Genomic DNA, 24,269 nt, shown 5'->3' with positions numbered 1-24,269 from the left:
GAGGGTGGTCGGCCTGCGTGTTCAAACAAAACTATTCATTGCGATTGCTATTAACATCGTACTTTTCATTGGCGTCATTTTATTTGTCATCAAACCGTATTTCGTAGAGAAGAGCATTGAACAGGACAAGGCGATGACCCACGATCAAATCGAGAGCGTGACAGAAGTATTCGCCAATCATCGAAGCATGCTCGAGCGCATCCTTGTCGATTGGTCGGTCTGGACAAATGCCTACGATTTCGTTCAAAACAAAAATGAATCGTTTATTGAAAACAATATGGGAGAAGAAACGCTCGACAATCTAGGTGTTGGGGCGATGATTTTCCTCAACGACAATCGAGAGGTCGTCTACTCCGAATTTAATCAATTTTATGAGTTGGACAGTAAGAATGAAAAGAATAATTTCATAAATGAACTGGTGCGTTACGTTAACTCGTCTGGGGTCACACAAAGTGCGATATACGGTACAGACTTCGGCCCAGTTGTGTTCATGAGCCACCCGATTGTAAGAAGTGATGGGACAGGGGAACCTGGGGGTACACTTGTCCTCATTCAAAAAATTGGTCCGGACTTCATGGCGGCGATGAGCGTACAGGCAAAAACGAAACTTTCTATCAGTCCACTCTCGCATCAACGATTGACGATTGAGCAAGACAATCAGTTTGCCCGTGTTTCGTTACCACTACAGTCGGTCTATCAAGATGCGAACTGGGAAGTCAATTTTTCGGTGAAGCGTACGTATTATACAAACACACAGACGATGTTAGAAACAGGCATGCTTGGACTTTTGGTTCTTGGTCTCGGGCTATTGTTGACATTGTTTTGGACAGTGAATCAAATCGTCACGAAACGGTTAATGGACATCGTTAAAGAATTGAAGTGGATCACGAAAGAGCGAAACAGTCGCTTACGAATTCGTTTAAATCCACATCAGCAGGATGAAATCGAAGAGATGGCAGTCAGTATAAATGAAGTGCTTGATGCGCTTGAACAGACACAGAAAGAATCGTTGACGCGTGCCTTTCGAGATTCTCTGACACGTCTTCCGAACCGTTTAGCTGTTGAAGACATGTTTATGAACTTACCGAACACATCCTACTCAATCGGTGTGATGGGGATTGATCTCGATAATTTCCGACGAATCAACGACCAGTTCGGTCAACGAACGGGCGATGCGATGCTGACCTTCTTTGCGTCTCGATTGATGTTTTACAAAGAGGATGGTTTTGTTGCCCGAATTGGGGCCGATGAGTTCATCATGATTCATCCTGGATGGGCGACCGAAGAGTTATTGATTGTTGCGAATCAACTGGTGAAAGATTTGAGAGAATGGGGTTTGAAGCAAGGAATGAACCATCTGACGTTAAGTATCGGAATCGATGAGTTAGAACCTTCCCACCATTCCTACGAGGTCATGATGGCACGTCTCGATGTCGTCTTACACGAAGTCAAAGCATCAGGGAAAAATAAGATCCTCTCGTATCAGGACATCGAAGACGGGAGCCATTACTTGCAGGCGCTCGAGATGGAAAGAGATTTGCGATATGCGCTACGTCATGACCAATTCGAATTGTATTATCAACCAATCGTCTCTCCAAAACCGTTTCAAGTGAGAGGGGTAGAAGCGTTAATTCGTTGGCATCATCCGCAAAAAGGATTCGTCTCCCCGGGTGTCTTCATTCCCGTTGCCGAACAACTTGGGCTCATTTCGGATGTGGGAAGATGGGTACTTGTAAAAGCAATCACGGAGATTCAAGACTATGCGGAACGCTTTGATTTATTTTTGTCTGTCAATGTGTCGAAACGCCAGATTTTAGATGGGTCATTTTTAGAGGCACTAGAAGAAACGCTCGCTAAAACGAGCTTCCCGCCTCATCGACTTCATGTAGAAATCACAGAGAGCGAGGTCGGCGGGAATGTATATGAACTCCAACAGTTCATTCAAGCGTTGAAGGTGATCGGTGTCAAAATATCACTCGATGATTTCGGCGTTGGCACGTCATCGCTATCTTACCTTCAATCGCTACGTCTCGATATCATTAAAATTGACCAGAACTTCGTCAAAGGGATTCCGGAGAACAAATTTGATCGAGCGTTATTAGAAGGATTGTATCAAACGTTCCACACACTCGGCCTCGATATCGTCACGGAAGGGGTCGAACGACCGGAACAACTGGCTTTCGTATTAGAATATAGTGGTTCACTCATCCAGGGATATCATTACAGTAAACCGATTCCGGTGGAACAGTTGCATCACTATTTACGAAAAGCTGTCATGACTCAAATTTGATGTAGGCGACTCTTCGTGCGGAGAGCCGCCTTTTTTGTGAAAAATATATGTGAAATTTGTTACAATAGGGAACATAACTTGCGACCCTTTCAGAGAAAAGGTAAACTTGAAAAAGGGAAAGAAAACGCTTTCAAAACTATTTCTTAATAGCATTGAAAGGGAAAAAGGGAGGATTGGGTTCGATGCCAATAAAAAGAACGGCGCGGGCACCGTGGTCGAAAGTGATGATTCGCTCGCAACTTGAAGTCGTAGATCGAGTACGACCACCTTCGCTCGTTTTACAGAACGCGACGTATTTGAACGTGTATGTGAAACAATGGAGAACGGCGAACATTTGGATTGAGGGAGACCGGATTGTGTATGTCGGTCCAGACTTACCCGAATCGGCGGTCGAGACGGTCGATGTGTCAGGAAAATATATTGTGCCTGGCTATATTGAGCCACACGCTCATCCATTTCAACTATACAATCCGGCGACGTTGTCTAAGTATGCAGGAGAGCGCGGGACGACGACACTCGTCAATGACAATATGCTCCTTTTTTTACAAGAAAAAGAGCAAGCGTTTGCGCAGCTTGAAGCGATTCAGCAGTTGCCCACGAGCACGTATTGGTGGGCACGACTCGACACGCAGACCGAGCTCGACCGAGAGAGTGTTGCCGTCGATTCAGAACGAATTCACGAATGGTTCAATCATCCGGACGTCGTGATGGCTGGTGAACTGACAGCATGGCCTCGCGCCTTGAAAGGCGATGATGAGATGCTCCAGTGGATGCTTGACGCAGAGACGTGCGGTCTACCGGTCGAAGGGCACTTTCCGGGTGCTTCACCAAAGACATTGACTAAAATGGCGTTGATGGGTGTACACAGCGACCATGAGGCGATGACAGCGGAAGAGGCGCTCAACCGACTCGAATTAGGCTACACAACGACGCTTCGTCATTCCTCGATTCGACCAGACTTACCAGGGATGATTCGTAATCTACTTTCGAACGGATTAACCGCGTTCGATCATCTCATGGTGACGACGGACGGTTCGACCCCTGGCTTTTATGAGGACGGGATGCAGGACGCTCTCGTTCGTATCTTAATAGAAGAAGGGTTACCGGCAATCGAAGCGTATCGCATCGTGTCGCACAACGTGGCGCGTCATTTCGATCTCGATCATATTCTCGGTTCGATTGCGCCAGGACGCATCGCACACCTGAATATTCTTGACTCAATCGAAGAACCCCGCCCTTCGGCAGTCATCGCGAAAGGACAATGGATTTACCGAGATGGCGTGTCCTTGTTCCCGAACGAATTGGTGGAAGCGGTACTCGATAAGATGCCGTCGACTGACGTCTCGATTGAATTGACACCACAAGACTTGTCGTTCAGCATGCCCGTCGGTCTCGACATGGTCAACTCGGTCATCATGAAACTATTTAAAATTAAGCACGATACGGGACAGGACGAATTGCCACGCGATGAGGACGAGTCGTTTTTAATGTTGCTTGATAAGGAAGGAAAATGGCGACTAAACACGGTACTGAAAGGATTTGCGAAAGATTTTGGCGGTCTCGTCAGTTCGTATTCGATCAGTGGAGACTATTTGATTTTAGGAAAATGTAAACAGGATATGTTACTAGCGTTCGAGCGGATGAATGAACTCGGAGGAGGCATCGTCCTTGTCGACAGAGGAGAAATCGTTGCCGAGATCCCATTACCGCTCTGTGGCATGACGTCGACAGAGCCTCTTGAGACGCTCATCGGTCAAGAGAAACAACTGCGTAACGAGCTTGTGGCACGAGGGTATCAGTTCGAAGATCCGATTTACACGTTACTGTTTTTAGCATCCACACACTTGCCGTATGTTCGGGCGACTCCACTCGGCATTTATGAAGTGATGAAAAAACAAGTACTATTTCCTGCGATTTTGCGATGAATAGTTGAGTCCGAGCCGCCCCTGCTTTAGAATGATAAAGAAGTATGAGTAGAGAGGATGCTTGCGGATGCAACTCGATAAATTACGAGGTCGAGAGCTTGATCAATTGTTTGAGGCAATTTTGAAGCTCGATACGCTCGAAGACTGTTATCAATTATTCGAAGATTTAGCGACTGTCAATGAAATTCAAGCACTTGCACAACGACTAGAAGTGGCACGTCAAATACGTGAAGGCAATACGTATCATAAAATTGAGGACGCAACGGGTGCCTCAACGGCTACGATTTCTCGTGTGAAACGTTGCTTGAACTATGGGACAGGCGGATATGATCTCGCTCTTGAACGTCTACAACAAACAAAAGGTGACTCGTAAGAGTCATCTTGTTTTTGATGGAGGGGAGGGGCGAGATGCAACAAAAATTCATGAAGCGGAACTTACAATTGTTCTTTCGAAACTTAACACCAGTCCAAACACTCGTGTTGATCTATAGTGCGGCAGCCGTTTTATCCGTGTTGCTCCTCGCCTTACCGATCGCCCACAAACCGGGTGTGACGATTACATTTACGGACCTCGTTTTCTTTGCGGTGAGCTGTGTCAGTGTCACCGGCCTCACACCGATTGTGGTCACTGATACATTTTCAACATTTGGTTTGTTTATCATCTTGTTTATCGTTCAGGTGAGCGGTGTCGGGTTGATCAGTTTGCATGTCATCATGTGGATTTTGCTTGGAAAGCGGATTGGGTTTCGGGAACGACAACTGATTTTACGTGACCAAAACCAGACGTCGATGTCAGGGATTGTCAAATACATCACGGAAATCGTCATCACCGTGATTGCCATCGAGGCGGTCGGTGCCGTCTTACTCGGTGTCCATTACTTAAATTATTTTGATACCGCCGGAGAAGCCTTCTTACAAGGCTTGTTCGGGTCGGTCAGTGCGACGACGAACGCCGGTTTCGATATTACCGGTAGCTCGCTCGCGCCATTCCGAGAAGATCCATTTGTCATCTTCACGCAAATCGCGCTCATGACCGGTGGTGCCATCGGATTCCCGGTTCTTGTGGAGATTCGGACCTACTTGGTGAGTCGCATCACACGGAAGCGTCATACGTTCCCGAGTCGATTCTCTTTGTTCACGAAGTTGACGGTCTCGACATTCTTTATTTTGATTGCTGTCGGGACAGTCGGCTTGTTCATCTTTGAATACAACAATGCCTTCAAAGACTTGCCGCTCTGGCTGTCTCTTTCGGACTCGCTATTCCAGTCCGTGACGACACGTAACGGTGGATTATCGACAGTCGATGTCAACTTGTTCTCGGAAGCGAGCATGTTGCTCTTATCGATCCTCATGTTCATCGGGGCCTCTCCATCGTCTGTCGGTGGGGGGATTCGGACGACGACGTTTGCCGTCGCCGTTCTTGGTGTCGTCGCGTTCATCCGCGGAGACTCATCGATCAAAATTTTCGGGCGTGAGATTGTTCTCGAGGATATTTGGAAAGCGTTCGTCATCATTACGGTGTCGCTTGCCGTCTTATTATCTGGGGTCATGGTCATGGCTTACTTCGAAGATGCCTCATTGACACGAATCTTATTTGAGGCTTGTTCCGCGTTCGGGACGACTGGACTATCTGTCGGTCTATCTTCCGAATTCAGTAACGTCGGAAAATGGGTGCTGACGATTCTCATGTTCATCGGTCGAATCGGGGTCATCGCCTTTATTCTCATCTTGCAACGGAGACAACCGAAGCGAATGTATAACTATCCGAAAGAATCAATCATCTTAGGATAAGGAGATTGTCATATGAAAGCATTTTGGATTAATTTTGGATACGTCTTTATCGTTCCTGTCTTGCCGTTCATTGCGGTCGTCAATGGAACAGCGCTCTGTTCGCCAGACTCCCCATTACTTGATATACCAGTGCTCGGATTCTTTTTAGCGAATCCGCTCTGGTTTATCCCGGTGTATGGATTATTCGCACTGCTTGTTGCGAAATGGTTGACAGAACGGGAACGGAATCGTACGGCACGTTCGTGACTTGCTTCGGCAAGTCTTTTTTATTGGAGAGATGCACGTCACGTAAAAAATCGATACACTAGAGAAGGATTCGATGGGAGGGGAAGAGTTGAAATTTCAGTCATGGCGGCACGTGTTTAAACTAGATCCGAATAAACCTCTCAATGAGGATGCGCTCCAGGCGCTTATCCACTCCGGCACCGATGCCTTTTTAATAGGCGGGACGGATGGCGTCGATGCAGAGAATACATTTTCTCTTTTCGCGAGAGTCCGGGATGCCGGATTACCGGTCGCGCTTGAAATCAGTCAACCGAGCCAGGTCATTGATGGATTCGATCACTATTTTGTACCGACCGTGCTGAACGCCGGAACGCCGGAATGGATTGTGGGACACCATGCACGCGCATTTGAACGTTACGGACACTTTTTTGATTCCCGTCATATCACAGCACAAGGCTACCTCGTCTTAAATCCAGACGCAAAAGTGGCGCACGTGACGGAGTCAACATGCGACTTATCGTTAGAACAAGCCGTGGCGTATGCCGAAGTCGGGCATCATTTGTTCCGTCTCCCTTCCCTCTATATTGAATATAGTGGACGACTCGGCAATGTCGACGTCGTGAAAGAAATTCGATTGGCGCTACCAGACGCGCACCTCTTTTATGGGGGTGGCATCGATGGGGCAGAGTCGGCTCGGTTGATGGGAGCGTACGCCGATACGGTTGTCGTCGGCAATATCATTTATGAAGACTTAGCAGGAGCACTTGCGACTGTGCAAGCACTCCGATAAAATAAGAACAAACGTTTGGAATAAGGAAGGAAACGATTATGTATAATCTTAGCGAAGAATTAGTCAAAGGTATGAACCCGGAACAAGCAGAAGCGGTCAAACATACGGATGGTCCTTTGTTGATCATGGCGGGTGCGGGGTCTGGTAAAACGCGTGTCTTGACGCACCGCGTTGCCTATTTGATGGCGGCGAAGCAAGTGGCACCGTGGAACATTTTAGCGATCACATTCACGAATAAGGCGGCACGGGAGATGAAAGACCGGATTGCACGCCTCGTCGGTGGGGTCGCCGAAGACATTTGGATTTCCACGTTCCACTCGATGTGTGTCCGTATTTTACGTCGCGATATCGATCGTATCCGGTATGACCGAAGCTTTTCGATTTTAGATGCGTCGGACCAATTGACGGCCATCAAACAAGTGTTGAAAGAGTTGAATCTCGACCCGAAAAAGTATGAACCGCGTACACTTCTCGGGATGATCTCGAATCATAAGAACGAACTGCGAACGGCAAAGGACGCAGCAGCCCTTGTCGGCAACAATCCATATGAACGAATCATCTCTGACGTCTACACGGCATACGAGAAAAAGTTGAAACAAAATAACGTGCTCGACTTTGATGATTTGATCATGAAGACGATTCACTTATTCCAAGAAGCGCCGGACGTGTTGGCATTCTATCAAAAGAAATTCAAGTACATTCATGTCGATGAGTATCAAGATACGAACCGTGCCCAGTACACACTCGTCAAACTTTTAGCGCAGGCACACGAAAACTTATGTGTCGTCGGAGACTCGGATCAGTCGATTTATCGTTGGCGCGGTGCCGATATCGCCAATATCTTGACGTTCGAGAAAGACTACCCGAGCGCGCATGTCATCTTGCTCGAACAAAACTATCGCTCGACGAAGCGGATTTTAGAAGCAGCGAACGGCGTGATCAAAAACAATGCTTCTCGTAAAGATAAAAACTTATGGACTGAAAATGCTGAAGGGGAGAAGCTGTTGCTTCACGTCGCATCCGATGACCGTGACGAGGCGTTCTTCATCATGAACCAGATGAAAGAACTGAAGATGGAAGGGATGGACTACGGTCAAATGGCGGTCCTTTACCGGACGAACGCCCAGTCACGTGGTCTCGAGGAAATGCTCCTCAAATCGAACATCCCGTATAAGATGGTCGGCGGGACAAAGTTCTATGAGCGAAAAGAAATCAAGGACGTCTTGGCATACTTGCGCTTGATCGCGAACCCAGACGAGGACATCTCATTCGTTCGTGTCGTCAATGAGCCGAAGCGAGGCATCGGTGCCGCGACGATTGATAAATTAGGCGACTTTGCGGATATGCAGGGCGTCTCGCTCATGGATGCGATTCGTGACATCGAACTGTCGGGGATTGCTCCACGTACGGCGACGAAACTTGCAGATTTCCGTCAGATGATGATGGACCTGCGACAAATGGCTGACTATCTCTCGATTTCAGAACTCGTCGAAGAAGTATTGAAGAAGACAGGGTATGAGGAAATGCTCAAAATCGAGAAGACACTCGAAGCAGAAAGTCGACTCGAGAACTTGCAAGAATTCCTGTCGGTCGCCCAAAACTTTGAGAAAGAAAGTGATGAACAGACACTCGTCGCTTTCCTCACTGATTTGACGCTCGTCTCTGATCTCGATTCGCTCGATGAAGTCGACGAGTCGCATCAAGTCACATTGATGACGTTGCACTCGGCCAAAGGTCTCGAATTCCCGGTCGTCTTCTTGATTGGAATGGAAGAAGGTCTCTTCCCGCATAGCCGAGCGTTGAACGATGAGGAAGAGATGGAAGAGGAGCGTCGTCTCGCATATGTCGGGATCACACGTGCCGAGAAGCGTCTGTATTTGACGCGTGCCCAGTCACGGATGTTGTACGGTCGTTTCCAAAACAACCCGGAATCAAGGTTCTTGCACGAATTACCAGAAACATTGTTGGAGCGGTCCGGCAAAGCGAGAAAGCCGATGCCATGGAATCCGGTCGAGTCACCAGGTAAATTGCCGGTGAACGGCTTCAGTTCAAAACCGAAACCGAAGCTTGCGCAATCATCAGGAGCCGAAACGGTTGGCTGGAACGTCGGTGACAAGGCAAATCATAAAAAATGGGGACAAGGTACGGTCGTCCAAACACGTGGAGAAGGCGACCAACTCGAAGTGGATATCGCATTCCCAGAAGTCGGGATCAAGCGTTTATTGGCCAAGTTTGCCCCAATCGAAAAAGCATGAGGTGAAGATATGGAGATGGCAGAACGTGTAGAAGAACTACGCAAATCGTTAAATCAATATGGTTATGAATATTATGTACTTGACCGTCCGAGTGTACCGGACTCAGAGTACGACCGTTTGATGAACGAGTTGATTCAAATCGAAACAGACTATCCAGAACTTCGGACTCCGGACTCTCCAACGCAACGTGTTGGCGGAGCCCCACTTGACGCGTTCGTCAAAGTAACCCATGACACACCGATGCTTTCGCTAGGTAACGTCTTCTCGAAAGAGGAACTCGTGGAGTGGGTGGAGCGGATCGAAAAAGACCTTGGCTACACACCTACATTCGTGGCTGAACTCAAATTTGATGGGCTTGCCGTCTCTTTGAAATATGAGGACGGTCGTCTCGTACGTGGCGCTACACGTGGAGACGGTACGACCGGTGAAGACATCACCCAAAACTTGAAGACGATTCGTGCCATCCCCCTTCGTCTACAGGAGGACGTGACGTTTGAGGTACGGGGCGAGGCGTACATGCCGAAGCGTTCTTTCGAACAATTGAATGACGAACGGGAGCGAGTCGGTGAACCATTGTTCGCCAACCCGAGAAACGCGGCGGCGGGGTCACTTCGACAACTTGACTCTAAAATTGCCGCATCGAGAAACTTGGCATTTTTCGCCTACGGTTTGGTGTCGCAAGACGATCTCGTCGCCTCGCATGATGAGTCACTCGATTATTTGAAGCGACTCGGCGTCGCCGTAAGTGGAGACTATACGACGTGCAAGACGGCGGATGAGCTATGGGACTACATCGAGACGTATGTGACGAAGCGCAGCGAACTCCCGTATGAAATCGATGGAATCGTCATCAAAGTGGCAGGATATGAAGAACAAGAACAACTCGGCTTTACAGCGAAAAGTCCGCGTTGGGCTGTCGCGTATAAGTTCCCGGCAGAAGAAGTTGTGACGACAATCGAGGACGTCGATTTTAGTGTCGGTCGCACCGGAAAAGTCACACCACGAGCACGATTTGCCCCAGTTTCTGTGGCAGGGTCTACCGTGACGTATGCGACGCTTCACAATGAAGATTTTATAAAAGAAAAAGACCTTCATATCGGTGACCGCGTCGTGATTAAAAAAGCAGGGGATGTCATCCCAGCGGTCGTCTCAGCGCTCGCGAGTGAACGCAGCGGGGAAGAACGGGCAATCGAGTTCCCGACCCACTGCCCAGCGTGCGGTTCTGAATTGATTCGATTAGAAGGCGAGGCCGATCATCGCTGTGTCAACCCAGAGTGTCCGGCCCAACTACTCGAAGGACTGATTCATTTCGTCTCACGGCAAGCGATGAACATCGACGGACTCGGTGAGAAGGTCATCACGCAACTCCATGAAGCGGGACTCGTTCATAACGTGGCCGACTTGTATCGCCTGAATCGAGACGATTTACTCGGACTCGAGCGTATGGGCGAGACGTCGGTGACGAACTTGCTTTCGGCGATTGAACAATCGAAGCAAAATTCGCTCGAACGCGTGCTATTCGCCCTAGGTATCCGCCTTGTCGGGCAAAAAGCCGCCTCCTTGATCGCGGAGCGTTTTGAGACGATGGAAGCCATCATCGAGGCGACGGTGGAAGAGTTGACGTCAATCGATGGCATCGGCACGAAGATGGCCGAGTCGATCGTCCTCTACTTCGAAAAAGCGGAAGCGCGTGAACTCGTCAAAGAACTTTCAGAATCGGGAGTAAATCTTTCCTTCAAAGGAACGAAACGACCAACGACGGAAGGGGCACCGCTCTCTGGTAAAACGGTCGTATTGACTGGGAAATTACATGAGATGACCCGCGGTGAGGCAGGGAAGCAGCTTGAACTTCTCGGTGCGAGTGTGACGGGGAGTGTGAGTAAAAATACAGACTTACTCGTGGCAGGTGAAAAGGCTGGTTCGAAACTGAAGAAAGCCGAATCGTTAGGCATCGAAGTTTGGGATGAGGCGAAACTTCTCGATTTTTTAAATGAACACGCATAAGACGTTTCGCTTCGGCGAACGTCTTTTTTTCACGTTTGGTTTGTAAAATTTTATGAGATTGAATAGGTTCGCACAAGCGTTCGAAGGGTATAGAGTAACTAAATCAAAATGCTAATATATTTTTGCGGGAGAACCCTTTGACACCATGACTTTCACACACACATATCCCTCTCATTCCTCTACGTGGTGAAATTTGTCATCGGGCCAACATCGATGCGTATGCTTATTGCTCACCTTAGAGGAGGGATTGACATCATGACACATAACATCCAACGCTTCGTCGCGCTATTCACCATCCTCATGCTCCTATCCACACTGATGCCCACCAATCTCGCGCATGCAGATACGACCACGTTCCGATATATTCAACTGAACCTGACGGACGAAGAAGTCGAAACATTATATGAAGCAAGTCTCGTTTACGAAGACATCACATATTATGGAGTACGTGAATCTGCTGACATTTGGCGCTTTATGATTGATGTAGAAACGGTCGATGACTCATTGATTGACTTGGTTACCCTTTACAATGCTGAAGGTGTTCCATACACATTTATCCCGAATAGCATTACGGAGGCGTATCCCGTCGAAGTGGAAGAACCGCCTGTTGTGACTGAACCAGATGAACCAGGAGAGGTAGCACCCCCAGTGGAAACAGAACCAGAGCCGGTCGTAGAAGAACCGATGACTGAACCGATGTTGCCGGTGCTCGCTTTAGAAGCACAGAACATCGCCGGGGTCGACAAGGCCGTTGTCGGAGGAGAATTGTCGTATACGTTCATTGTAGAAAATACAGGAGACACGACGTTGACGGTGAGAGAACTCTCTCATGAGTATGTGAGCGGAAACATCGATCATCAATCGATTAAATCGTTGAATCAAGACGTATTTGATCGCTTGAATGAATTAATAGGAGAAGACGGTCTCTTGCCGGGGGAACGGGTGGAAGTGACAGCAATCTTGTCCGTTCCTTCTGATTATTCAATCCACACACACCCTGAGATTGGCAGTCTGTTTCGTGTGACGGGAGTGGACGAATATGACCGTGTCGTCACAGCAGAAAGTCAACAAATCGTGCTCTTGCAGCAACCTGATTTTACAGTGTCAGGAACGAGCGAATTGGCGACCGTTCAGCCTGGGGAACCTGTCCGATACATCTATACAGTGACGAACACCTCTAACGTCACCTTGTTCTTGTCTGATGTGACACTCACATGGCCGAGCGGCGCCTTGACATATGAGGAACAACAGATGGCAAATGAACGATTCATGAAGCAGGTTCAAACGATTCCTCAATTCCTCAACGGATTTGGACCAGAAGAAGTTGTCACGTTTTCATTTGAACTCCCGCTTCTCCCGTCCTATGACGTCCGAGCTGGAGCGGAATTGGTTCAACAGGCAACATTTACGCTCTATGTGAACGAAGGGGTGACCGTCACTCGCTCTGTCGATGTGCCAGTTGCAGTAAAACAACCTGTTCCGATCAAAGAGGACGAACCGAAACAAGTTCCTGAGAAAGAAGCGAAAATCAAAACACCAGTCGTGAAGGTTGTCGTAAAAGAGCGAGAAGTTCCCCCGGTGCAACTCGAGGATGAAGTCGACACGTATTCGCAAGATGTGCTCCCGATGACAGGGGAGACAAACGAAACGTGGCATGCGATGCTTGGACTCCTCTTGTTTGCATCTGGACTCCTCTTGATGATTCGTCGGAAGCACCCATCCACCAAATAACGATTGTGTATCCCTCCTGCATCAGACAAGGAGGGATTTCTTCTGATTCCGCTTCGATACTTTTTTCGTGGAACGATTTTGTTATAATGAACAAAGTGAAATAGGAAACGAAGTTCAAAGGAGCTAGACATAGATGAAATGGAAACAACTCGTCATCCCGACAATCGCCTCTGCGCTTTTGTTAAGCGGATGTTCAATGAAAATCCCGATGGGTGAAGAAGAAGCGACACCAACCGGCGAAGAAACAGCAGCAGAAGGTGTCACACAAACGATCGAAGCACGTGACTCTTATTATCAAATGGTCATTCCGTTCAAAGCGGCAGCGGCGCGAGGACTTGCCCAGCGCCAAGTGAGCTCGTCGTTAGAACTGGAAGAGGTCGAACTCGGTCTCATGCGTCATTCGACAGACGCGTTTGACCCAGACAAATTCGCCTATCAAGAAGGACAGCTTTTAAATGCGGAAGATGTCTCTACTTTACTTGGACGTAAAGGCGGGAGTGACGAAGGATTAACGCCGTTAAACCCGGCGTATACGGACGGGAAGGCAGAAGTTGAGGACGACAAGTTTGTCGATGCGAACAAGAAATCACCTCTTTATTTGGCCTCAATCGTAGAACAGAACTATATGACGAAAGCGGATAGCGGATATCAGCTTGGCGGTGTGTCGTTCGCGCTCATTTTAAATCGTGAGTATGTTTTCCAGGCACCAAACTACGGACCGACCTACACGGTGAAACTCGACCAGAAGAAAGTGATCGCAGAAGGTGAACGAATGGCGAACGAACTCATCGCCCAGTTACGAAAGCGAGAAGATTTTAAAGATTTGGATATAAACGTCGCGCTCTATATGAAGTCGACCCAAGGCTCACCGACTCCGGGGAACTACATCAAATCTGCCTTTGTCGGAACGGATGATCAGGTTGCAACCGGTGACTGGAAAGCCATCGATGAGAAGTACTACTACTTCCCATCTGCGACAGCAACGAATGACGTCCGTGAGGATGCTCAGAAATTTACGCTGTTCAGTGACCGAATTGCCGACCTATTCCCAGACTATAGCGGGATGATCGGAAAAGGATTTTATCAAAACGGTGACTTGTCACGACTGGAAATCGATATCCCGATCCAATTCTATAGTCGCGCCGAGCTCGTCGGATTCACACAACATGTGGTCGGCTTGCTCGAAAACCGCTGGGAATATAGCCGGAACGTGCCGGTTCGTATCAACGTGACGTCACTTGGCGGAGACCCTGAAGTGACGATTGTGTTTGAGGACGGCATGGATAGCCCGAAAGTATACTTCTAATCGAGAAGAGGTTCGTTTTTTGAAACGAAACTCTTCTTTTTTTCGTATAAAAAGTGAAAGGATTATCTTTGACCTTATTTGACCAATTGAGTAGAATAGAGTTAACAGAAACGGGAAAGGGATAGGTGAGGTGAATCCATATGGCTAAAAACTATTACGACGAGCTCGGTGTCTCCAAGGAAGCGACCGAACAAGAGATTAAACGTGCATACCGGAAATTGGCGAAACAGTACCATCCGGACGTCAATAAAGACCCTGGCGCACAAGAACGATTCAAGTCGGTCCAGGAAGCGTTTGACGTATTGAGTGACCCAGAGAAAAAAGCGAACTATGACCGATACGGTAGCCCGGATGGACCGTCGTTCGGACAAGGATTCGGTGGCGGTGGAGAGACTTACGGGGAAGGCTCGTCACAATTCGAAGATCTATTTCGACAATTCGGAGGCGGGTCGCGTACGACCTCGCGGACTTTCGGATTTGAAGATATGTTCGGAAGTTTCTTTGACCAAGCAGTTGAGGAAGACTTGGATGAGACCGTACGTGTCAACATCCCGCTCAGTCAATTGACGAAAGAGTCAAAAGTGAGCCTTCGACTTCAGACTGGCACGGTGAACGTCAAGATTCCACAAGGTGCCTATGAAGGTCAAAAGTTGCGGTTAAAAGGAAAAGGAAGTCGCGTCGGACAATCGGGGAACCGAGGAGATGTATACGTCGAGCTTCACTTTGCGGATGACGAAACGTATCGTCGTGAAGGAGAGCATATCGTGACAGTGAAACGATTGCGTCCGCTCGACTTTTTAGACGGAGCAAGCGTCATCATTGCCACGCTCGACGGAGGACGGGTGAAGTTGAAAGTGAAACCAGGAAGCCGTCCGGGACAACGGATGCGGATTCCGGGTCGCGGTGTCATGACCGGCTCGAAGGTGCGGTCGGACTTATTCGTCCAACTCGAGGTCGACCTGCCTCTTGATGAGACGTACCGTTCTGTTTATGAGCAAATCGAACGTTAATGGATAAGGAGGAATCGTGATGGACTTTAATCGTTTTACAGATAAAGCACATGAATGCATTGTCAGTTCACAGGCGTTAGCGAAACAATATCATCATAGTGAAATCAATGAGTGGCACGTCTTGGCGTCCATGATTTCACAGACGGACGGGATCGCACCGTTGCTGTTTCAAAAAATGGAAATCAACGTGTCTGAGATTGAAGGCGAAGTCGCGCTTTCTTTAAGAAATGCACCAAAACTTCAAAATCCGACGACACCGATGATTTCGGCTTCTTTGCTAAACGTTCTAACGACGGCGGAGCGGGAAGCGACAGGGATGAACGATGAATACGTATCGGTCGAACATATTTTACTCGGCATCTTGTTGAACAGTAGTCAAGCACAGGCGATGCTTGAGCGAAAAGGGGTAACAGAAGACCGACTCCGTGAGGCGCTCGTCGCCGTACGAGGTAATCGTCGGATCACTTCGAAGTCGCCTGAAGCGACGTATGACGTCTTGACGAAATACGGACGAGACCTCATTCAAGAAGTGAAGACTGGGAAAATCGATCCGGTCATCGGACGCGATAGCGAGATTCGTCGTGTCATCCGGATTTTAAGTCGGAAAACGAAAAACAACCCGGTCCTCATCGGGGAACCGGGTGTCGGGAAGACGGCAATCGTCGAGGGACTCGCTCAGCGAATCGTCCGCGGTGACGTACCGGAGAGCTTGAAAGACAAAACAATCTTCAGTCTCGATATGAGCTCGCTTGTCGCCGGTGCGAAATACCGTGGTGAGTTTGAGGAACGTCTTCAAGCTGTCTTATCTGAGGTGAAAGAGGCGGAAGGTACAATCATCCTCTTCATCGATGAATTGCATACAATTGTCGGGGCAGGAAAATCGGAAGGGTCGATGGATGCCGGGAACATGTTAAAACCGATGCTCGCCCGAGGTGAGCTGCATTGTATCGGTGCGACAACGCTAGATGAGTATCGCCAATATATCGAAAAAGATCCTGCTCTTGAACGGCGTTTTCAACAAGTGCTCGTCGCTGAACCGGACGTTGAGGATACGGTCTCAATCTTGCGTGGCTTAAAAGAACGCTTCGAGATTCACCACGGGGTACGCATCCACGATAACGCCCTCGTTGCAGCGGCTGTCTTGTCAAATCGTTATATCACAGACCGCTTCATGCCGGACAAGGCGATTGACCTCGTCGACGAGTCGTGTGCGATGATTCGGACAGAGATGGAATCGATGCCGGCTGAACTCGATGAGTTGGTTCGTCGGGTCATGCAACTTGAAATCGAAGAGGCGGCGCTTAAGAAAGAGAGCGATGCAGCTTCCATGAAACGACTCGAAGCACTCCAACAAGAATTGGCATCGCTCCGTGAACAGTCTGACTCGTTACGTCTCCGCTGGGAGAATGAGAAAGAGTCGACGCACCGCGTTCAGCAAATCCGTGGAGACCTCGAAAAGGTACGCCTCGAGTTACAAGAGGCAGAAAGTCGCTACGACTTGAACCGGGCCTCGGAACTGAAATATGGACGAATCCCAGAGCTCGAGCGAGAACTAGAAGAAGCGGAACAGTTGGCGAGTTCGGTGACACGCGAACTCGTGCGGGAAGAAGTAACGGAAGAAGAAATCGCCGAGGTCGTCTCGAAATGGACCGGCATCCCGGTGACGAAACTGACAGAAGGAGAGCGGGATAAACTGCTCAACTTAGAAGCAGTCTTGCACAAGCGTGTCTTCGGTCAAGATGACGCGATTCGTTTAGTCAGTGATGCGGTCATTCGTGCTCGCGCCGGAATCAAAGATCCGAACCGTCCAATCGGTTCCTTCCTCTTCCTTGGACCGACTGGGGTCGGGAAGACGGAACTCGGGAAGGCGCTCGCAGAAGCGATGTTTGATTCAGAAGACCATATCGTTCGACTCGATATGAGTGAATATATGGAGAAACATGCCGTATCACGACTTGTCGGTGCACCTCCTGGCTATATCGGGTATGAGGAAGGCGGACAGTTGACGGAAGCGGTTCGCCGTAACCCGTACTCGGTTCTCTTACTCGATGAGGTCGAAAAGGCACATCCGGACGTCTTCAACATCTTGTTGCAACTGCTCGATGATGGTCGATTGACCGATTCGCACGGTCGCATCGTCGATTTTAAAAATACAATCGTCATCATGACGTCGAACATCGGGGCAGACATTTTGCTCGAGGCAGCGAGAGACGGTGTGATTGATGAAGATGAGGAGCGCCAAGTACTCGAGAAACTTCGCCGCCATTTCCGTCCTGAGTTCTTGAACCGGGTCGATGAAACGATTCTGTTCCATCCGCTCACGAAGGATCAAATCGGTCAAATCGTCGAGAAGGCGGTCGGACGAATGAGTGAACGACTCACGACGCGCTCGATTCATATCGAGATCACAGACGCAGCAAAAACGTTCGTCGCCGACGAGGCGTACGAACCTCAATTCGGTGCCCGTCCAATCAACCGTTACGTGCAACGAACGATCGAGACGAAACTTGCCCGAAGCATCTTAGCTGGGGATGTCGAAGATGGTCAAACGGTCGTCATCGATGTCGAGAACGGGGAATTGACGTTACGTCCATCGACGGTCAATGCATAAGGAAAGAGGAATCCAAAATCGGATTCCTCTTTTATGTACGTTGACGTTTTCGTCTCAAAAGCAGAAAACTGACGCCGATAAAGATGAGATAGAGCACCGTTCCGAAAAATAAGTTGAGTACCCACGGGATTGTTCCCATAAATGTGGCGCGGGTCGCTTCCTGAAACCAGAGCAGTAACCAAAAGAATAAGCCAAGACTCGCTGCGAGTAGCGTATAAAACCCCATCAATCCTTGTTTCGTCCATCGCTTCATCCAAAATCCGAATAACGCCGTAACGATAAAAATCGCACCAAGTCCGATATAAAACAATCCATCAATCGGTAATGACTGCACCTACATGACTCCCTTCTCACAATCAGATTCATTTAGTCTCATCTTACACTGTGAGGAAATAAATGGGAATCTTTATTGTGAAACGAGAGGACGTTCTGGCTGATAGATGCAGTACGGTTCTGCCTCCTTATAATCACCAGTAACCGCATAGGCTCTGGCCCTCGAACCACCACAGAGATAACGATATTCGCAATACCCGCACTTTCCGTGATGACTATCCGGATCACGCAACGCCTTGAAGATCGGATGATGACGATAAATATCGGCGAGTGGTGTCGTTCTGACGTTCCCGCAAAGAATCGGTAAAAATCCAGAAGGTTGGACGTCACCTGTGTGCGAGATAAAGACAAACCCGTTCCCGTCATTCGTTCCGCGAGGTGCCTTCGCCAAATCATCATGGGGATGCCCGATTGGAGGGAGTCCCTCTGATTTTCGCCGTTGATTTTCTTGTCGTGCCACCCGTCGATAAAACTGGGCTTCCGTCGTCGAGATGATAAACGGTGCCGTCTCTTGTAACGAGAACGCCCACTTCAGCACCTCTTCATGTCGCTCGGGAGAGATGGGCTGTAACAGGGACCCTCGCCCGGTCGGCACAAGGAAAAAGAGCGTCCAGACCGATGCGCCGAGGGACTCCACGAGTTTTGCCATCTCAGGTAAGCGATCGACGTTATATTCGGTCACCGTCGTGTTGATTTGAAACGACATGCCTTCTTCTCGGAAGTAGGAGATTCCTCGGATGGTACGGTCGAAACTACCGCGTGTTCCTCTAAAGTAATCGTGTGTCTGTGCATCCGGACCGTCGATCGAAAACGCCCAACGCGACAACCCGGCAGCTTTTGCCCGTTTCACGGCGTCATGGGTGACACGGGGTGTGGCAGAGGGTGTCATGGAGACACGCATTCCGAGGGATGAGGCGTATGCGGTCAATTCAAACAAATCTTCGCGCATGAGGGGGTCCCCACCTGTGAAGACGAGAATTGGATTGTCCATCGCGTGAATATCACGAATGAGTGCCTTCCCTTCTTCCGTGTCGAGTTCATTTTCGTATCGATGAAACTGTGCCTCGGCCCGGCAATGGACACAGGAGAGGGCGCAAGCACGTGTCACTTCCCAAATGACGATAAACGGCTTCTCGTTATAGTCGATGTGTTTCATACCGTCACCACCTGTTTGAGTTTCAGGTTGTTGACTGCTTGTTTTGCGGAATCGACACAATCTGGTAAGCCAACCCCATGGAGAATGGCGCCACACGCCTCGACTCCGTCCCACTTCGCGAGCGCTTTTTCAAAGGCGTGGACATCTTGTTTATGTCCGACCTCATATTGGGGCATCGTTTGAACGTGGCGTTCGACTTTCGTGAAGAGTGGTGTCCCGACTTGTTGAATACGACGGAGTTCGTGCAAGGCGAATGTCGCAATCGTATCATCTTCTTCGTGCAACAATGACGAAACATAATCAGAACCGATGTACATCCGAATCAACGCTTTCCCTTCAGGTGCCATATGTGGCCACTTCTTATGCATCCAACTGCAGGCGGTCAAGGCGTTGCCTTCCGACTTGGCGATGACGTAACCTGTCCCGTCTAGCGCCTCGACCTCTGATTCGTCGAATGCGGCAAGAACGGTCATCGAGGACGTTCGCTTACGCGTCGACAAACGCTCGGCTTCCGGAAAACCAAGCAGCGGCCCGAGCATGTTTGGGGAAGTCGCAAGAATGATCCCGTCAAACTGCTCGACCGTTCCATCCGCCAATGTGATTTCATGCGGTCTTACGGACTTGACGATTGTCTTCAGGACGAGCCGGTCAATGGAAGGGCGGAGCGCTTCGACGAGTGCACGGAGTCCTTGATCGAGTGATAAAAACTTTCCGGTCTCAGACGGTTTCACTCCAGCCTGAGAAGGGGGCGTGAGTGCTTTCATCCCGAGAATCAGACTGCGAGTTTTTTGTTCAATCGTGATAAACTGAGGGAAAGTAGACTCGATGCTCATATCGTCGAGCGTTCCGTTATAAATCCCGGACAGAAGGGGCTCGATCATCGTGTCGACGACTTCTGATCCGAGTCTCGTCCGAAAGAAGCGGTCGAGCGAGATGTCCTCTCCTTCATACACACGCGGAATGACAAGGTCGAGTCCGGCACGAAATTTCCCTCTCCACGTAAAGAGATCCGTTTTTACCATCGGCCAAAACTTGGTCGGAATACCCATGACCGATCCGGCTGGCATCTGTCTCAGTTGCTGACGGACATAAATGTAAGAGGTCCCGGTTTTAGAACGGACGAGTTGGTCCTCAAGGCCGAGGTCGGTAATGAGAGACGTCAAGGTCGGCTTACGCGCCATATAACCGTCCGGGCCGGTCTCTAACGTAAATCCATCTCGATAGATGGTTTTGATTTTTCCGCCAAGGCGGTCTTGTGCTTCGAACAGTGTGACGTGTGCGCCGGCTTCTTTGGCAAAATGTGCTGCGGCCAGCCCGGCGATGCCACCTCCAATAATTGCGATCTGATTCAATCGATTCACCCATTTCTGTAAAGTTCCTGTCGTATTAACGGTACCGAGAATATAGACGCAGACATAGGATAAGTGTCACGGAGTTCTAGACAAATTTGTCACGAATTCGAAAGGGGACGATGAAATGATGGCTTTCATCATTGTCGCGACTGTCATTGTGTCAGGTGTGGTTGGTTTTATTGTGACGATGAATCGGCATGGGGAAAAATTGGTCGGGGACGAAGAAAGTCCACCGATGATTTGGGCGGATGAAGAGTGGTATAAAGAAGATGGACCGCCAGACGGGTAATATGATAAGATGACCCGGTTGAAATTTGATGGAACATGAGGTGATCGAATGAATGTACTCGAACAACAGTTGAACCACTTGATTGATGAGTGTCGTCCGTATACGGCTCAGGGGAAAGTGGCGGACTACATCCCAGAACTGGCGCATGTGAAAAACGATTTACTCGGGGTGGCGATTTGTTTGCCGGACGGTACGTATATTCACGCTGGGGACGTTCATCACAAGTTTACGATTCAAAGTGTATCGAAGGCGCTGACGCTTTGTTATGTGCTGATGGAATTTGGGGAAGACTATGTGTTTTCAAAAGTGGGGATGGAGCCGACGGGTGATGCGTTCAACTCGATCGCGAAACTCGAGGAGACGGTCCCGTCAAAACCACTAAATCCGATGATTAATGCAGGAGCGTTAGCGGTGACGAGTATGATTTTAGGGGAGACGGCTGACTTAAAGATTTATCAGTTCCGCCAATTTTTAGCGACCTTATTGAATCGATCCGTAGAGGAGATTACGTACGATGAAAAAGTCGCTCGCTCTGAATACGAGACGACCGACTTGAATCGCGCACTCCTCTATTTCATGCGTCATCATGGAATTGTAGAAGGAGACGTTGATGAGATTATCGACGTATATACGAAACAATGTGCCATTGAAATCGATTGTTTTGACTTAGCGCGAATCGGACGTGTCTTCGCAGGGAACGGGGACGACCCGGAGACAGGTGAAGAATTGATTCCGCGTCGTGTCGTCCGAATTGTTAAAGCCATCATGACGACATGTGGCATGTACGATGCTTCAGGTGAGTTCGCCGTCCGTGTCGGTCTTCCCGGCAAGAGTGGGGTGTCGGGTGCGATTTTAGCAGTCGGAAACCACGAGCTGGATTTGAATAACGTCGGGTTTGGCATCTTCGGTCCAGCGCTTGATTCAAAAGGGAATTCGATTGCAGGGATGAAGTTGCTCGAACTATTGATTGAACGGTATACATCACGTTAAATTGATAGGTGCTCCACGGATTCATCAAGTTCCTGCTGTAAGACTTCAACTTTTTTGTCGTACGGGGATTGCAGGTCGGTAGGAGGGGTGAAGGCCAGCCAACGCTTCAACAGTTGATCATGGTCATTCATCTCACCGAGTTCGGTTTGCATCTTTTTTAACGTACGGACGGTGTCGATTGACGCGTCCGACTCGTAGTTTAACAAATATTCATGCAAGTATCGCTCACGTTTCACGGCTAAGCGAACCTTATGGAGCGCTTCGATTTGTTCTTTTCCACTCGATTGTTCATGATAGATGCGAATTCGTTGTTTGCGTTCGCTTTTCGCCTTTTCTAACATCGGAGAGGCGTTCGTTTTTTTAAACGCACGAAACAACGGTCCGCCGATGAAACGACGAATCTGTTGGTCGAGTGAGGGGGTCATCTTTTCACTGACTCGTGTCGAGAGAATGGTTCGTTCGATGGCCCGTTGCTTTTCCATGGTTTGTAGAAATACTTCGTCGAGCTCTGTTTTTACATCAAACTGTTCGATGAGGACATCGAGGTCACGTACATGACCGAGTGCTTCCATCAATTGTTTGAGTTGCCGGAACGTCGCCGGCTTCGTCTCAAAGATCTGCATGAACGTGATCAGCTTTCGTAAATGAACGCGGGCGCGATGAATGTCCTCGGAATTGTTGAACGAGAGAGCCTCGGTCACGTAATGGTTAAACGTGTTCCACGTTTCTAACAGCTCAAATTTAAGTTTTTCTGCATGCCGTTGATTCATGATATTGTTTCCTTTCTGAAAAAGAGATGAGGGTTGTCCATGTACCAAACACATTCATTAAACGAAAAAATCAAACTGTTCTTTACGATTTTCTTTCCAATCCTAGTCACGCAAGTGTCTTTTTATTTGATTAGCTTTTTTGATACCGTCATGTCCGGACGCGCAGGCGCCGTCGACTTGGCTGGCGTCGGTGTCGGTTCGAGTCTTTGGATGCCTGTTTACACCGGGCTTAGCGGAATCTTGTTGGCAGTTGCCCCGATCGTGTCGCAAGCGCTCGGCGCGCGGGACCGTCAACAAATTCAACGCACGTTATTTCAAGGCATCTACTTAGCCATCATGCTCAGTGTAATCACGCTGACATTAGGGTCTTTCCTCGTGCCACTCGCAATCGAAGGGATGGGGCTTAGTACGGAGGGGAAACGAATCGCGACCCAATACTTACTTGCGCTTGGTTTCGGTGTCTTGCCGATGTTCTTGTTCAACGTGCTTCGCACGCTCATGGATGCGCTTGGCAAGACGAGGGTCTCGATGATCCTCATACTATTAGGGTTACCCATTAATGTCGGATTAAATTACATCTTCATCTTTGGAAAACTCGGGATTCCGGCGTACGGTGGCGTCGGAGCAGGAATCGCCTCGAGCATCACCTATTGGTTGCTCTTTTTCATGGCATTCTTTTTCGTCCGAAACGGAAAGCCGTTCCGCGAGTACAAGTTTTTACGGACATCGGAGCGAATCGTCTGGCTCAGACAAAAAGAGTTGTTACAACTCGGGACACCAATCGGGCTAGCAATCTTCGCTGAGGTCAGCATCTTTGCTGCAGTCACGCTACTGCTCAGCTCATACGGTGATCAAATCGTCGCGGCACACCAAGCGGCCATTAACTTTGCGTCGTTCGTGTACATGCTCCCGTTGTCGGCATCGAGCGCGTTGACGATTGTCGTCGGGTATGAACTTGGTGCGAAACGACTACAGGACGCCGTTCGATATGCGAAGATTGGGATTTCGCTTTGTCTAGGTGTCTCCATCTTCTCGGGTGCTTTCTTGTTTTGGCAAAATGAACGGGTCGCAGCCATTTATACGAATGACCCGACAGTCGTGGACCTTGCGGCACACTTCATGATTTTCGCCGTGTTCTTCCAGTTATCAGATGCTGTCGCCGCACCGATTCAAGGGATTTTACGAGGCTTTAAAGACGTCAACATTACGTTAGTTCTCTCTCTCGTCGCCTATTGGGTCATCGGCTTACCGCTCGGTTATGTGTTGGCGGAGCATGCTGGATTTGGACCGGATGGCTACTGGATTGGATTGATTGCCGGACTGGCTGCCGGAGCGGTCTTATTATTCCTCCGACTAGTGTGGATTGTCCGTCGCTTCGGGACGCTTCCATCGACGTCATAACCCAAAGGTTGTTCACAAGTGTGAACAATCTTTTATTTAT

General features: G+C 49.0%; 19 protein-coding genes and 1 pseudogene. 16 read left to right on the top strand and 4 right to left on the bottom strand.

All coding sequences use genetic code 11. The annotated features are described in order from the left end of the window. The first annotated feature begins 4 nt into the window (after positions 1-4). From KNP04_RS13185 to clpB, 13 genes and pseudogenes are all read left to right on the top strand, one after another. Complete coding sequence (locus KNP04_RS13185) at positions 5-2,290, top strand: bifunctional diguanylate cyclase/phosphodiesterase (RefSeq protein ID WP_214876668.1); 2,286 nt, start codon at positions 5-7, stop codon at positions 2,288-2,290. A gap of 182 nt (positions 2,291-2,472) precedes the next feature. Continuing rightward, entirely contained in the window at positions 2,473-4,215 is a 1,743-nt protein-coding gene (locus KNP04_RS13180) for an adenine deaminase C-terminal domain-containing protein (RefSeq protein ID WP_214876666.1), read from the top strand. A gap of 67 nt (positions 4,216-4,282) precedes the next feature. Continuing rightward, entirely contained in the window at positions 4,283-4,588 is a 306-nt protein-coding gene (locus tag KNP04_RS13175) for a YerC/YecD family TrpR-related protein (protein WP_026826878.1), read from the top strand. 35 nt (positions 4,589-4,623) lie between these two features. Further along, positions 4,624-6,006: a TrkH family potassium uptake protein gene (locus KNP04_RS13170; RefSeq protein ID WP_214696732.1), complete on the top strand. Its 1,383-nt coding sequence runs from the start codon at positions 4,624-4,626 to the stop codon at positions 6,004-6,006. 12 nt (positions 6,007-6,018) lie between these two features. Further along, positions 6,019-6,252, top strand: coding sequence for a hypothetical protein (locus tag KNP04_RS13165; RefSeq protein WP_074032960.1), 234 nt, complete (start codon positions 6,019-6,021; stop codon positions 6,250-6,252). Positions 6,253-6,340: 88 nt separating this feature from the next. Further along, positions 6,341-7,021, top strand: a complete 681-nt coding sequence (gene pcrB, locus KNP04_RS13160; RefSeq protein ID WP_214876664.1) for a heptaprenylglyceryl phosphate synthase — start codon at positions 6,341-6,343, stop codon at positions 7,019-7,021. A 38-nt stretch (positions 7,022-7,059) separates the two neighbouring features. Beyond that, positions 7,060-9,276, top strand: coding sequence for a DNA helicase PcrA (gene pcrA, locus KNP04_RS13155; protein ID WP_214747472.1), 2,217 nt, complete (start codon positions 7,060-7,062; stop codon positions 9,274-9,276). A gap of 9 nt (positions 9,277-9,285) precedes the next feature. Continuing rightward, a complete protein-coding gene (gene ligA, locus KNP04_RS13150; RefSeq protein ID WP_214876662.1) occupies positions 9,286-11,280 on the top strand; it encodes an NAD-dependent DNA ligase LigA in 1,995 nt (664 codons plus the stop codon). Between the two features lie 255 nt (positions 11,281-11,535). After that, positions 11,536-13,011 carry an LPXTG cell wall anchor domain-containing protein gene (locus tag KNP04_RS13145; protein WP_214876660.1) on the top strand — a complete coding sequence of 492 codons (1,476 nt, stop codon included), beginning with the start codon at positions 11,536-11,538 and terminating at the stop codon, positions 13,009-13,011. A gap of 133 nt (positions 13,012-13,144) precedes the next feature. Beyond that, a complete protein-coding gene (locus KNP04_RS13140; protein WP_214876658.1) occupies positions 13,145-14,317 on the top strand; it encodes a CamS family sex pheromone protein in 1,173 nt (390 codons plus the stop codon). 140 nt (positions 14,318-14,457) lie between these two features. Then, a pseudogene (locus KNP04_RS15545) lies at positions 14,458-14,820 on the top strand (DnaJ domain-containing protein); the annotation flags it as partial. After that, entirely contained in the window at positions 14,803-15,327 is a 525-nt protein-coding gene (locus tag KNP04_RS15540) for a DnaJ C-terminal domain-containing protein (protein ID WP_483297976.1), read from the top strand. The pseudogene KNP04_RS15545 and the gene KNP04_RS15540, both read left to right, overlap by 18 nt. Before the next feature lie 19 nt (positions 15,328-15,346). Then, positions 15,347-17,938, top strand: coding sequence for an ATP-dependent chaperone ClpB (clpB, locus tag KNP04_RS13130; protein ID WP_214876648.1), 2,592 nt, complete (start codon positions 15,347-15,349; stop codon positions 17,936-17,938). Between the two features lie 31 nt (positions 17,939-17,969). On the opposite strand, the gene KNP04_RS13125 is transcribed toward clpB, so the two are convergent. From KNP04_RS13125 to hemG, 3 genes are all read right to left on the bottom strand, one after another. Next, positions 17,970-18,272, bottom strand: a complete 303-nt coding sequence (locus tag KNP04_RS13125; protein ID WP_214876646.1) for a hypothetical protein — start codon at positions 18,270-18,272, stop codon at positions 17,970-17,972. Positions 18,273-18,344: 72 nt separating this feature from the next. Continuing rightward, positions 18,345-19,427 (bottom strand): TIGR04053 family radical SAM/SPASM domain-containing protein, encoded by a 1,083-nt coding sequence (locus tag KNP04_RS13120; protein WP_214876645.1) that lies wholly within the window; start codon positions 19,425-19,427, stop codon positions 18,345-18,347. After that, complete coding sequence (gene hemG, locus KNP04_RS13115) at positions 19,424-20,788, bottom strand: protoporphyrinogen oxidase (protein ID WP_214876643.1); 1,365 nt, start codon at positions 20,786-20,788, stop codon at positions 19,424-19,426. The genes KNP04_RS13120 and hemG overlap by 4 nt, the downstream gene beginning before the upstream one ends. A gap of 118 nt (positions 20,789-20,906) precedes the next feature. On the opposite strand from hemG, the gene KNP04_RS13110 reads away from it, so the two are divergent. Together KNP04_RS13110 and glsA are read left to right on the top strand one after the other, a co-directional pair. After that, complete coding sequence (locus tag KNP04_RS13110) at positions 20,907-21,068, top strand: hypothetical protein (protein ID WP_214761720.1); 162 nt, start codon at positions 20,907-20,909, stop codon at positions 21,066-21,068. A gap of 48 nt (positions 21,069-21,116) precedes the next feature. Next, on the top strand, positions 21,117-22,058 hold the full coding sequence (gene glsA, locus KNP04_RS13105; RefSeq protein ID WP_214876641.1) for a glutaminase A: 942 nt from the start codon (positions 21,117-21,119) through the stop codon (positions 22,056-22,058). On the opposite strand, the gene KNP04_RS13100 is transcribed toward glsA, so the two are convergent. Next, positions 22,055-22,828 (bottom strand): CHAD domain-containing protein, encoded by a 774-nt coding sequence (locus KNP04_RS13100; protein WP_214876639.1) that lies wholly within the window; start codon positions 22,826-22,828, stop codon positions 22,055-22,057. The genes glsA and KNP04_RS13100 overlap by 4 nt on opposite strands. A 39-nt stretch (positions 22,829-22,867) precedes the next feature. Between KNP04_RS13100 and KNP04_RS13095 the strand changes: the two genes are divergently transcribed. Then, positions 22,868-24,229 (top strand): MATE family efflux transporter, encoded by a 1,362-nt coding sequence (locus KNP04_RS13095; RefSeq protein WP_214876637.1) that lies wholly within the window; start codon positions 22,868-22,870, stop codon positions 24,227-24,229. Positions 24,230-24,269 lie beyond the last annotated feature (40 nt).

The sequence above is a fragment of the Exiguobacterium sp. CH10 genome (assembly GCF_018617635.1).
Lineage (GTDB): Bacteria > Bacillota > Bacilli > Exiguobacteriales > Exiguobacteriaceae > Exiguobacterium > Exiguobacterium aestuarii_A.
The sequence above is the reverse complement of the archived record's forward strand: the minus strand, read 5'-3'. Positions and strand labels throughout refer to the sequence as shown.

What these genes read in the sequence shown, in the direction of transcription:
- KNP04_RS13180 (WP_214876666.1), top strand. Translation starts at nt 2,473, where the DNA reads ATGCCAATAAAAAGAACGGCGCGGGCACCGTGGTCGAAAGTGATGATT.
- KNP04_RS13175 (WP_026826878.1), top strand. Translation starts at nt 4,283, where the DNA reads ATGCAACTCGATAAATTACGAGGTCGAGAGCTTGATCAATTGTTTGAG.
- KNP04_RS13170 (WP_214696732.1), top strand. Translation starts at nt 4,624, where the DNA reads ATGCAACAAAAATTCATGAAGCGGAACTTACAATTGTTCTTTCGAAAC.
- KNP04_RS13165 (WP_074032960.1), top strand. Translation starts at nt 6,019, where the DNA reads ATGAAAGCATTTTGGATTAATTTTGGATACGTCTTTATCGTTCCTGTC.
- pcrA (WP_214747472.1), top strand. Translation starts at nt 7,060, where the DNA reads ATGTATAATCTTAGCGAAGAATTAGTCAAAGGTATGAACCCGGAACAA.
- ligA (WP_214876662.1), top strand. Translation starts at nt 9,286, where the DNA reads ATGGAGATGGCAGAACGTGTAGAAGAACTACGCAAATCGTTAAATCAA.
- KNP04_RS13145 (WP_214876660.1), top strand. Translation starts at nt 11,536, where the DNA reads ATGACACATAACATCCAACGCTTCGTCGCGCTATTCACCATCCTCATG.
- KNP04_RS13140 (WP_214876658.1), top strand. Translation starts at nt 13,145, where the DNA reads ATGAAATGGAAACAACTCGTCATCCCGACAATCGCCTCTGCGCTTTTG.
- KNP04_RS15540 (WP_483297976.1), top strand. Translation starts at nt 14,803, where the DNA reads ATGTTCGGAAGTTTCTTTGACCAAGCAGTTGAGGAAGACTTGGATGAG.
- clpB (WP_214876648.1), top strand. Translation starts at nt 15,347, where the DNA reads ATGGACTTTAATCGTTTTACAGATAAAGCACATGAATGCATTGTCAGT.
- KNP04_RS13120 (WP_214876645.1), bottom strand. Translation starts at nt 19,427, where the DNA reads ATGAAACACATCGACTATAACGAGAAGCCGTTTATCGTCATTTGGGAA.
- KNP04_RS13110 (WP_214761720.1), top strand. Translation starts at nt 20,907, where the DNA reads ATGGCTTTCATCATTGTCGCGACTGTCATTGTGTCAGGTGTGGTTGGT.
- glsA (WP_214876641.1), top strand. Translation starts at nt 21,117, where the DNA reads ATGAATGTACTCGAACAACAGTTGAACCACTTGATTGATGAGTGTCGT.
- KNP04_RS13100 (WP_214876639.1), bottom strand. Translation starts at nt 22,828, where the DNA reads ATGAATCAACGGCATGCAGAAAAACTTAAATTTGAGCTGTTAGAAACG.
- KNP04_RS13095 (WP_214876637.1), top strand. Translation starts at nt 22,868, where the DNA reads ATGTACCAAACACATTCATTAAACGAAAAAATCAAACTGTTCTTTACG.